Source organism: Wolbachia endosymbiont (group A) of Cephus spinipes (assembly GCF_964026895.1).
Lineage (GTDB): Bacteria > Pseudomonadota > Alphaproteobacteria > Rickettsiales > Anaplasmataceae > Wolbachia > Wolbachia pipientis.
The window spans coordinates 1,005,442-1,018,781 of the sequence record NZ_OZ034713.1; the positions used below are offsets into that span (position 1 = coordinate 1,005,442).

The 13,340-nt window shown below is 33.7% G+C and carries 1 protein-coding gene; it reads right to left on the reverse strand.

Annotated elements, in window-relative coordinates; translation table 11 throughout:
* Positions 1–272: 272 nt before the first annotated feature.
* On the reverse strand, positions 273–13,313 hold the full coding sequence (locus tag AAGD59_RS04780) for an ankyrin repeat domain-containing protein (RefSeq protein WP_341812896.1): 13,041 nt from the start codon (positions 13,311–13,313) through the stop codon (positions 273–275).
* Positions 13,314–13,340: the final 27 nt, after the last annotated feature.

Consider the following 13,340-nt stretch of genomic DNA (forward strand, 5'->3'; position numbering starts at 1 on the left):
CATAGAATTACATAGATTACTATCATAACGAAACCCTCCTATTCAGCCTTCCATATCAAAAATAAATACTGTAAGTTTAATATGGAGAGTACATTACCACTTATTTCCTAATCCCAGTCTTGTACCTCTAATTTATGCTTCATCCATTTAGGACCCTCAAACTTGCTGCTGGTCTCCCTAATTTTTTGGCTAATTCTACAGCCTTTACTTAAAATTCTACCGTAAATTTTCTACTACTTGGCATATTATAGCTCCACCTCTTATATTATAACCTACCTATTGAGATTACCTCCGAGCTTGGTTATTCCTATCTCAGAAAGACAAGTTGATACTTTATCCTTTTTGGTAGGGACATTTGTACAAAAGCACTTCTTGCACTTTTCTAAAACATCATCTAACCCAACATTACCACTAAATTCAACTCCTCTTTCCAAGCTTGCTATTATTTCTGGATACGCACCTTTAAGTTCAACACGTATTCTAGCTTGTTCTTTTGAGTCTAGGTTTCTTATTTTACCTTCTACAAATGAATCAAATTTCCTAAGAGCAAACTCAACTGCAACTTTTCTACTTGGTATAACTTCTATTCCTTTACTTATTAAATTTTGATAGCGTCTACTTGGAGTATTATCTAACGCATCGGCAACACAATTCGCAAGAGCAATATTTTCATTATTTAGGAAATTATTCCAACCAACAGATGATGTACTTTTTGGTATGTTTTTATTATCACTTTTTACATTATTCTTATCTGCAATGTTGTATTGAGTAGGTAATCCAGGAATTATAGAAAAAGTGCTAGCTGCTAAGTTTTTTGCCCAAGAAATACAACTACCCATCCATGAAGATGGTCTTATGCCACTACTTGCTGCTATCTCAGGTTGATCACTTAAATCCACGGCAAGATGAAGGAGTTTGCGTTGTGCAGGGCTTCCTCTTTCTTGATTAAGCTCTTTCTCTAAATAATTGATAACATTATTATGTCCTCTATCTCTAGCAATATCTAGCGTTGTTTTACCAGCCTTGCACTTAGCATTAATGTTGGCTCCCTTACTTATAAGGTATTTTACTACATCTAAATAACCAACAGCAAGGTGTAGAGGGGTATCATCATTGTTATCTTTAACATTAACATTAGCTCCCTTGCTTATCAGATCTATAACTTTATTAAGATCACCACCTTTTGCTGCGATTAACAATTCTTTATTCAAATCTAATTGTGCTTGTTCTAGATATTTTACAACATCATTATGTTTTTGATCGATAGCAACATTTAACGGTATTTTACTGCCCTTATCTTTGGCATTAATATTAGCCCTTTTATCTACAAGATACTTTGCTACATCTAGATGACCACCCCAAGAAGCCCAATGTAGTGGTGTCCAGTAACCATTATCTTTTATATTAACATCAACTTTCTCTTCATCTATAAAATACTTTACCATATCTAACTTACCGTTGGAAGCAGCACAGTGCAGGGGAACTCTGCCACTATTATCTCTAATTTCTAAAATATTTCTATTACCTATAGAGCATTTCATTACATGTAAATGATTCTTTAAAGGAGCATTACATGGAAGAGTGCTACCATTATTGTATTTAAATATTGAATTAGCATATTCTTCTATCAAGAATTTTGCAACCTCTAAACGCCCTCTCCATGCAGCATAGTGCAGTGGTGTGTAACCTTGCTTGTCAGTATCATTAATACCTACTCCCTTGCTAAGAAAAAACTCTATGATATCTTTACTATTATTCTCAGCAGCAACATGTATAGGCTTTTTACCATAAGGGCCTTTATCTGCAGCATTAATATCAGCGCCTTTTTTTATCAAAAACCTTGCAATTTCTAAATGATCTTTAAATGTAGCCCAATGTAGTGGTGTCCAACTGTATATATCTGTAGTATTAACATTAGCATTCTGACTAACAAGATCCTCAACTTCATTGAGATTACCATCTCGTACTGCAGTCAACAATTCTTCATCTAAATCTGATTGTCTTTGTTCTATCATTTGTACTATGTTTGTGTAACCTTCTTGCTTAGCTAAATCTAAAGGTGTCCTATTACGGCTGTCTTTAACTTCAATACGAGCACCCCTATTAAGAAGAAGCTTGACTGTACTTGGTTTATTTCCTTGTGTAGCTACATGCAAAGGTGTTGAACCATTATTATTTACATCATTAATGCCACTAGCATTTTTATCTAAAAGAAATTCGACTATTTCAAGCTTACTATCATACTGAGCAGCCACATGTAAAGGTGTATTGCCATACACATCTTTAGCTTTGATATTAGCGTTCTTATCAAGAAGAAACTTAACTATGTCGAACTTGTTGCTAGAAGCAGCAAAGTGTAAGAGTGTCCAATCATTATTATCTTTAGTATCCAAGCTAGCACCTCGATTTGCAAGGCCTTCAACTTTATTGAGATCTCCATCTTGCACTGCAGTCAATAATCCTTTGTCTAAATCCAACTGTGCTTTTTTCAAAAATTCTATTGTATCTACGCAATTCTTTTGAACGGCTAATTCTAAAGATGTTCTACCGTCAGCAGTTAAAGCATTAATATTAGCACCTCTCTCAACAAAATACTTAACTACATCTAATGAACCCAATTGAACAGCCCAATGAAGAGGCATCCAACTTTCATTATCTTTGGCATTAATATCAGCACCGTTATTTACGAGAAGTTTAACTATATTTAAATTATTCTTTTGAATTGCCCAGAACACAGAGGCCCAACCCAGCCTACTTTGAGCATTAACATTAGCACCTCGTCTGATATTGTCTTTAACTTTGCCAAGATCTTCTTTTTCTACAGCAATCAATAACTCTCTATCCAGATTTAATTGTGTTTGTTTTAAAATTTCTACTATATCTGTGTAACCCTTTTGCTCAGCCAACTCTAAAGGTATTTTACCATCTTTATTTTTAGCCTTTAAACTAGCTCCCTTGTCGATGAGATATTCTACTACCTTCAAGTGACCATTACTACAAGCATTATGTAAAGCAGTATTATCGTTAGTCTCTAAATTGGCACCTTGAGCGATAAGATCTTTTACTTTATCAAGATTACCACCCCTTGCATTAATTAATAACCCTTGATCCAACTCCGCCTTCTTCAAAATTTCTATCATATTTCCTTTAGTAGCTAAACCTAAAGGCGTTTGGCTATTCATGTCCGTAACGTTGACACTAGCACCTCTATCAAGAAGGAGTTTGACTACACTCAACCTGTTCGCATCAACAGCAAGATGCAAAGGCTTTTTATTATCTTTGTCTTGAGATTCGATGACAGCACCTTCATCAAGAAGAAATTGAGCTATATCCAAATTACCCCCTTGAGCAGCAAAATGTAAAGGCGTTCCCTGATACGTTATCTCATTATTAAATTTTGCACCGTTACTAATAAGAAGTTTTACCACATTCCATTTACCTGACTGAGCAGCATAAAGTATTGGTGTCCAAGCAAGCTTGTCTTGAATTTCAATATTAGCGCTTCTGTCAAGAAGGAATTGAACCATATCTAAATTATTCCCTGACGCAGCAAAGTGTAAAAGTGTTTGACCTTTCTCATCTTGAGCATCAATATTAGCTCCTCTATCAAGGAGTAGTTTTACTATACTCCATTTACCTGACTGAGTAGCAAGAAATATTGGTGTGTACCCAAATTTATCTTGAACTTCAATATTAGCACCTCTATCAAGAAGAAGTTTCACCTTATCAAATTCACCCGCCTCGGAAGCAAGATGCAACAGTGTTCTGTCAAGTTTACCTTGAGCATTTATGTTTCCACTGTTTGGAACCTCTGAATGTATAGAACTCTCTTGTGAATTAACAATAGAACTCACATTATTTAATTTATCAATACTGTCTGAATTATTTATTTTATCTATTTCGTTACTTAATAATATCTCTTTGTCAGTAAATTTTATAGTTAATGTTTTCATTTTAGATTCTTTATAGAAATCCTTAAACCGTATAATACATAACTCGCTTGCTTCTACATCAGCATTAAAGGCATTGGTAACTATCAAGTCGTACTTATCATGAAGATAGGTATACTGCCCTGCTTTTTTAGATATTACTAATTTATTCTTTTCTTCTATGTCTTGAGGTGTTACTACAATAATTTTTTCATCAGAAATAAAGAATGAAGACTTTAAATCTAAATTATCATCTATTTCCACAGGGGTATTATCAAAAATAATTTGTAATTTTTTATACCACTTATTTATAAGTGCACCTTTCATCCTGACTGTTATTACATCTTGCTGCAAGCCAGTAGCCGATATAGATAACTTAATTAATAAATCACTTTTGTCTTTAATAACTGTTGGTATCGGTTTTATACTCAAATCCCTATTTACTTGTTTCACTAACTGATGCAAATCTAATGTTCTTTTTACACTTTTCTTTCCATTGACATCATCATTAATCACTACTTCTTGAATAGGGAAGTTTTCAATATCAAGTGTTTCATAACCTGAAGTAATTGCACATACATCGTTTCTGCTTAGAACAATATTTCTTCTCCCACTTGCATTGAGTTCACTACACACGTCTCTCCTCATAGAACCCGCAGCATCGCTTCTCTCTCTATTATTTAAATAACTATCTAAATCTAACTTATTTTTTGACTGATTTAAAAAGGTGTGCCTTTCAACATCTTCAACTATAGCAGATATTCTACTTGCTATTTGCTGACTATTTTCTTCAGTCAATATTGACTGATAGTTTACTACAGTTTGATTATAACCATTTGATTCTTGTATACTACGTCTATTGCGAGTAGATCCACAATTTTCAATTTTCCACTTAAATTGACCACCTTTTCCATTTGAAGGCCAGGTAAACACATACCGCCTATCCCTGTCACAATTGTTTAAGTGGTACATACAATCATTATTAGGTGAGTACAAGTACCTTCCATACTTAACATTTTTTAGATACACATTACCCCCATCAAGCTCAACTTTCCACTTAAATTGATCATTATTTCTATTTGAAGGCCAAGTGAACACATACCGCCTGTCGCTGTCACAATCGTTTAAGTGGTACGTACAATCATCATTAGGTGAATACAAGTACCTTCCATACTCAACATTCTTTAAATATACATTATCGCCATTAAACTCAACCTTCCACTTAAATTGACCATTTCTTCCATTTGAAGGCCAGGTAAACACATACCGCCTGTCGCTGTCACAATCGTTTAAGTGGTACATACAATTATTATTAGGTGAATATAAGTACCTTCCATACTCAACATTTTTAATACATATCGCTGAAGAAAATACTGCATTCCTCACTGATTCTGGTAATTTGTTTTTTAGCTTTTCAAGATAAGATTTCTCTTCTGAACTGACCCTAGGTATTTTCATGGTCTCTCTAATAAAGTAAGCTAATTTAAACATTGCACCATCATTCTTTGGTATTTTATCAAATACAGCTATATATCCTGGAATAAACTGGCCAATATAATGGTGACTGCTTATAAACTTTAATATTCCTTTTATACCTACACCTGCGTATGTGTCATTCACAGCTTCCTTAATTGCTTCATTAAACAACCTTTCATCGAAATTATAAACCTTATCTATAAGTTCAATAGTCGAAGCATTACGACTATGCAGCATACCATCCTTTAACACCTTTTTTGCTGCACTTTTTATTGAATCTCTTAAACTACTTATACAAGACTCTACCGATCTTTTTGGATTAGATGGAATATTTGCTTGGTTAACAACTTCCTTCTTTAAAAATTCAACCTGTTTTATCATTTTAAATGCATCATTACTTTTAGTCTTGATCCTGTTACAAAGAAGCTTGATTATATCTGAGTCATTATTGTAAGCGGCTAAGTACAGAGGTGTTTTACCATCGTTGTTTTTAGCCTCGATATCAGCACCTCTATCAAGAAGAAGATTAATTATGTTTTGCTTGGATTCTTCAACAGCCAAATGCAGAGGTGCCTTACCTTTCTTACTTCTAATTTCAACGTTAGCACCCTTATCTACAAGAAAGCTAACCATATCAAGATTGCCGTAATGAACAGCATAGTGTAAAAGTGCCCAATTATCATCGTTGCAACTAGTTAAGGCATTAATGTCACCTTTCTTCTCTAAAAATGATTTAAATATACTTTCGCTTAATTTCACATTACCGTTGTAAACAGCATAATGCAAAGGCGTCCATTTTTCCGAACACTGACTTTTATGTTCAACATCATCCTTACTTTTTTTAGCAGTTTTATCAAGAAGAGTTTTAACTTCATTCCATTTACCTTCATAAATTGCCGTGCTTACCAATGGTTTTAATACCCCCAATCCTGAAGTTATCATCCACTTATTGCACTGATCTATTATGTTTGAATCATAACCATTCAGCAAAAGGTTGTTTTCTAACTTTTCAAGCAATGTTAAAATCTGATTACTATTTGACGTTATATTTTTGAGTTCCTCAATTTGCTCTAAACTACAGGAATTTTCTGTAAAGCTAACCTGGTTTTGCAGTGAAGGAAAACCAAGACACTGATGTACTGGATCTCTATTTCCTCTTTCAAAATCGTCAACTGACATTAAACATTTAAAGTCGTTTTCTACTTTCAGAGTATATTTATCCCTATTCTGATAATTTTCTGAAGCTTTACCAATTAAATACTGTATTTTTCCTACCTCAGATAAGCTAAATCTACCTAATTTACGGAGTGTTATTGGTTCTAAGCCTGGATCAAATTCCAATGTAGAAATCCTATAAGATTCGTTATTATCCCAATCTTTTATATTGATCGTATGATTAGACTTCTTATCACGAAATATCAGATCTGTACCACTACTAGAAACTTCAACCTGATCCGGAGTAATATTCTTTAACATCATTACTCCTATGCGTTCTTTGTCTTCTCCTACGAAAGTAGAAACATTTTTTTCCAACTTTTGATTGTGCTGAATAACACTAGTAGAGTCACTAAAATCTTCAACATATTCTTTTACAATTCTTTCATAATCATCTCTAAGTTTATTCTTATGCTCCATTACATTATCAACATTTCCTAATAACTCAGGAGATGGAAAAAGATCATTGTTATTCCAGAGAGAATAGGAAATATTCTCCCATTTACTTCGATCAGTATAAAAACCTTCTATTCTAATGATAAAAGGATTTCCACTTTCTCTTATTAATAAAAGATCTTCTCTATCTTTATATTTCTCAATATCTTCAAGACGAGAATCTATTACTACATGATCACCTTGAAAATCCTTAGGTAACAAAAACATATTCTGAGTTTGTGTAGCCTGTAAAAAAGGAGCTAATTTACCCTTTCCCGAAGAAGAGGGAGAACAAGACATTGATTGTATATTGGGGATAAAAGTTTCTCCTTTTTTGTTCATAATTATAAGATGCCTATAATTAGGATCTTGAAAGTAGTTTTTCACTCGAATGTTACTATTATTGTATTTTAAATACAGATCACATTGCTGAATTGAAAAATCTTTCTCAACTGCCGACATAAATAGTGTATCTAGTTTTTTATCACTTGAGTTATTATCAATTTTAACTTCTCTACTATTTATATCATTACCAATAATGTATACATCACTTCCTTCTCCGCCTCTAGCAAACATGGTGCCTTGATCAAAGTTAATTACATCTTCTTCTAAAGAACCAAAAACCATATGTAGAACTGCACTATTACCCTGATTCTGTACTCTATCTCTGATAACACTAAAGACTTTGTAATCCTTGTTATTGTTTAGAATTTTCTTGTAATGACTTTCAACATTGTCAAAATTATCTAGGGAATGTTCTGAATGTAATTCAAATGAAGTAATTTTTATAGTTGATGAGTCTGATCTTTCAATCTTAGGAACAATATTACTACCATTTTTATCTATTAGTGCAAAGCGAGGTTTATTACTGCTTTGCTCAACATAATTTTTTACATCAAGAGTAAATTGATTGTTTTGACCAAAATTTATTTTTAAAGATAAAGTATTACTGTTTTTAAAGTAAGTTATTTGATCACAATCACCTAATAAATTAATTTCCGGAAAAATTACAGTTCCTGTTCCATCTACATCAATTTCTGAATGCAAACCCTTACCTTTGTAGTCTGCAGCTTTTACGTAAAAAGTATAGTTGCTCTTTCCACCCTTGACTGTAGTATACGGCAAAATAATTACTTTTTTGCAATTTTCAACTATATCTTTCTCATTGTTGTTAGAGCCACCACCACTATCTATGATAACCTCACGATCATCGATTCCTGTAAAGTGTTCAGAGTAACCCATGCACAAAATCTCATCCACCTTGTTCTTTCTTCCAACATAGTAGTAATTAAAGATGCCATTATTATCAATTTGATCATTGATTAGCCAACGACCATTTACTCTTGCCTTTAATGACCCAGAGGCACTAGGCTTAAAACGATAGTTAACATTCACTCCTATAACTGTATCTTTCAATTGGCTCAAATCAAGTATATTAACAGAGTTACTTTCACCAATAATTTTACCTGAGAAGTCAACGTTATTTACAACAAACCTATTTACTACCTTATTACTACCACCAGTTATGTTTGCTGTACCTGAGCCAATTAGAAAATTATTGTTCCACTCGTTACTTCCAACGACGATACCTCTGTCCACATTGCTTAAATCATAAATAATTGTTTTGTCCTTTTGCATCATATTTACTCTCTTATCATGGCTAATAACCATTGCATTATCACAATAGTACTTAGCCGATGGAACTGAGCTTTTAATACCCTTTTCGTAATCTTGACTAGTACTGTGTGGCAAACAAATCATGCTAGCACCTTCAATATAATCAGGTATAACACGCGAAAGATCTTGTGTATTGGCATTTTTCCTATTCATCATAATCGTTGCATAATCTGGACGAAGAGTATTACCGTTTATTTTTCCAAGACCAATACCATAAGCAACAACATTACTAGGGTCATTATTTAAAGCTTTCCAAACTCCTTTAGCTAGACTATTAACCATTTCCTTTCTTGCTGCAAGATGTTGTACATCTTGTGGTACAGGTTGAAAAGCAAATGTATGCCAAAAAATACGCCAATTTTCATCATGGGTTGTATCATACTTTTTCTCGTACTCCACGATATTGCTAACACCACTATAAACTCCGGAAGCTACCATCAATGCAACTCCAACTGCAATGCCGATTCCAGGCATACCAAGTGCTGTAAGAGCAACACCAGACATAAACGATATAGTGGAAAAAGATATAGTTGCTATATTATCTCTTATTTCTTTCTCTCCACATGGATTATCACTATTCTCTCTTTTTTTACAATCAACAAGATTGTTTGCTGACATGCCTATATCAACAATATCAAAGACGCCAGTTATAGCTCCTGCTGTACCTCTTGCTATTGTACTTCCAAATTTTACTCCCACAACTCGAATAGCAAATTTTGTCTGTTTACCTAAAGTACCTGGTATAATTTTTCCCACAACCTTTTCAGCTGATGCTACAACTTTTGGAGTAATTTTAACCATTACATTTTCAATCGGTTGAGATGCAAAAGACCATCCTATTCCGCCTAGATTTAATCCACAATCTGTGGCTGTCCCTTCCTTGCAAGATACGATAGCACCATGGATCCCTCTTATTAATTGTATCCCACCAGCAGCATTCATTAACCTGCCTTTTAATTTTGAGCCTTTTGTTGCACTGCTAGCTTGCTGTGAGATATCTCCATGCAAATTCTTAACACGTTCATTCTGAATATAACGTTCATATCCTTGATCTTCAGTTACCTTGTCAAGTAAGTACTTATGATCCCCTTCAATACTTTTGTCCCCAACAAACTCTATTAACTGAGCATTTTTCGCTTCATCTTGACTACTTTTAACATAAGTTAGAAATTTTTCGCTATCAATTATAATTTTGTCTGCATTATTTTCATCCACTTTGCCTTTACTAAACTTTTCTACATCACCCTTTGAAAATAAACAAGGATTAATACTTCTTCTACTTCCACCTCCTCCTACGCAACTATTTAGGTCGAATTTTGGTTGTTGTGTCCCAGCAAGTACAGCCTCTAAGTTAGCTATACGTTGTGGATCTATACTTAATGTGTTTGAAATACCTTCTCTCATACGTATAAAATGATTTTCTCTTCTTTGAATTCGCAAATGGTTACGTATTTCATCAGGAATATTACTTAATCTACTTCCTTGCAACACAGTATTAATATCTCTAGCGTTTTCTAACGCCCATAAGCCGCAATTATAACCATCTCTTTGTTGAGTAACAGAAACATCATTAACGGTAATTTGAGCCTGTTGTAAAACTTGACGAATATTATCTGGAACATTATTACCCAACGAGTCTACATAGTATCCATTATACTGCCCATTTTGATGGGAGATGACTAACGTAACCCAATGGTTATTATTTAAATTAACAATTAAAGTTAATGGCCTTCTTTCACCTCTTGTTGCTACGCTATCTTGAAACTGTTGCACCTGATTAACTATGTGTTCCGGTGATCCCACTATTTCAAATAATGTGTCAGCTCCATCAGTTCCATAACCATATTTTATTCTTGCAATATCAGCTATATCATGTTGTTGAAGCCAATAACGATAATCTTTTTCTGCTGTTGCAGATTCTAATGTACGTAAATTCTCTTCTTGTATACCAATATTTTTGAGCCTCTGCGTTACCTCTTGTATTTCCTCTAAATGTTTTCTCTTAGCTATGTCAATAGAACTATGAACTACTATAGCAGGAACAAACTCATCACTCGTTAATATTAAAGAATTTTTGTCTTTAGCCTTCACATTCACAACCACACCCATGAAAAGCATTTTATCACTATCTGTTATTGTTTTCAGCGCAGCCCCTTTAGCATATCTAATATTTTGTTCCTTTGTTAATTTATCAACCTCTTTTTTCATTCCTTCTTCATCTAAGTTTTTATCTATAAGCTTAAATTCCAGCGCTATAGGAGTGTATTCTTTAGCACCTTGAGACGAAGGACCAACACCTTGAATTACCATATCAACACGACCACCTGCTCCTACTTGAAATTCAGGTATAATTACAATTTTTGCAGAATCCTCTTGTTTCGCAGAAGTCTCTTTTAGCTTCAAATCACTGTAACTACTAAGCAAGCCATTAAGCACAGCTTGCAATTTGGCTTCATCAGTTATCAAACCTTTAATAGGATAAATTGTATCTGCTATATCAGTAAGTAGCTTTTTATAATCTAGTAATAAATCTTTACTATCAGAGGAAGTAGCATGCTGAGAAGTAATTGCTTGATCAAATTTTGCCTTTAATTCATCAGAATTAGGTATCTTGAGAAAATTGCCTGTAAATTGCTGGTCGTTACCACTTGGGTTATATTTACTTATTTGTTTTATCTCAAAAAGGTCTTTGAAAGGTGAGTTTTCTTTATACTTTTTCAAACCCATCGTAACTTCTATAACATTAACATTTTCTATTTTTCCAACTTCAGGTATATCCATAACTGGAATTTTTTTTGGGTTAAGATTTTGTATTTCTGTTTCTTGTTCAATTATATGAAAAACAAATGCTGTTTTATCTTGTTTCTTATCACCTTTGATAAATACTAAGGTAGTTACAGGCCTTTCTTTTGACTGTGCTCCGCCTCTTGTCTTAGATTCTAAAGGATACTCACCATAAGAAAAGACATACTTTTCTACATCAGTTCCATCAAATTTATCAACTAAGATTGATTGACCTACAGTATATCTGCTAAAATAGTAAATGTCCCTTGTCTCCTTATTTGCCGTGAAAGTATAGTATTCACTCGATAACAAATCTGTTGCCTGCTGCTTAAAAATTTCCTCAGAAACTTGTTGATCATTCCATTTGCTAGCTAATTCTATAAAATCTTCCATCAAAGATGATGGTTGTTTAATAGGTTCTACTTCAGTTTTAAATGGTTCTTTGAAATCTAAATTTAACCCAACAGCAATGGCATCACCTGCATTGGTTAAAATCCGCATCTTATTTGGTCTAAAACCTTTAACATAGTCTTCAGCTTGCTTCAGTGCATCACTTGTAGTAACTGGCCCTTCAGTTCCAGCTTTAAGTTCAATAAGAATTGGTACTGAATCAACAGCACGGTTAGGTCCACGAACAAGTAAAACAATATCAGCATAACCTCTACCAGCAAATTGCTCCAGGTAGATCTTGGTATTATCACGATATCGAAAGTTATCAAATATTCCTGCTACAAAACCATGTTGATCAGCTTCACGAGCCTCATGGCCGTAAACACTATCTTGTAAGTCTAAATTAGTATGAACTTCTTTAATATGATTTAGAATGGCTTTGAGATTTTCCTGAACTTGCTTTTCATCTGGACTAGCAAGCTTTTCAATATAACTTTCTAGATAGACAGACTTACCTAACTTTTTTGTCACTTTCTGAAACTTTACTGTAGGCTCGATGGGCTGATTTACGATCTTCTTTTTGCTTTCTACCTTAATGTTTATTTTTTCATCTTCTCCATCACTCTTTAAGGTATATCCCTTTGCTGACGTGATTCTTGATAACTCCTTCCTAACATCATCACTAAGATCTTTGCCTGACTTATCTAGAAACTGCTTGATTTCATCAAAAAATTTATCTTTAAACGCATTATTACCTTCTAATTCATCACGATTAATTTGTATTGTTTGAGTATTTCCACGTATGTCCTTAGCTTTACACTCTAATACCTCATTCTTCTTAAGGTATAAATGTAATTTCTTTGACTTAACATCCTTGTCTGATTTAGGCTTGCTTTTTACTAACTCATACTTATCTTTCAAAATTTTTATTACATCAATTTGAAGCTTACGTGAGTCTAATTCAGCATAATCTCTACCAATTACACTCTTAAATTCACCTGTAGTAAATTCAAAATGCTTAGTACGTGCTTGTTGAGATTCAGCATGTTGAGCTTCTATATCCTCAGTGAAAATAAAAACATGTATTTTATCTTTTGTTTCTGCTACAACCTTTAAAGTTCTTGATCCCTCAAAACGAAAGTGCAACTTCTTTATGCCTAGCTTATCATTAAGCTTAGTATCTAATACACTAGAAAACCAACCTAAAAATCTATGAGGAAAAAAACCAGCCTTTTCACTAGAATGCAAATAAGATTGTATTTGATCAATCAATGACTGAAATCTTGCTTCAAAAGATTTATCTAATTGATCTGCTGCATTGGAGCTCGTGTAGGGTACTTTCTGAAAAAGCAGCTCTATCAATTCAAAGTCTTGTGGTTTTTCTTGTTGTTGATTGTTATTAACCATAACTGCCCCCTGATTTCAACCTTTTAC

Coding starts and splice junctions, on each gene's coding strand:
- AAGD59_RS04780 (WP_341812896.1), bottom strand. CDS start 13,313: ATGGTTAATAACAATCAACAACAAGAAAAACCACAAGACTTTGAATTG.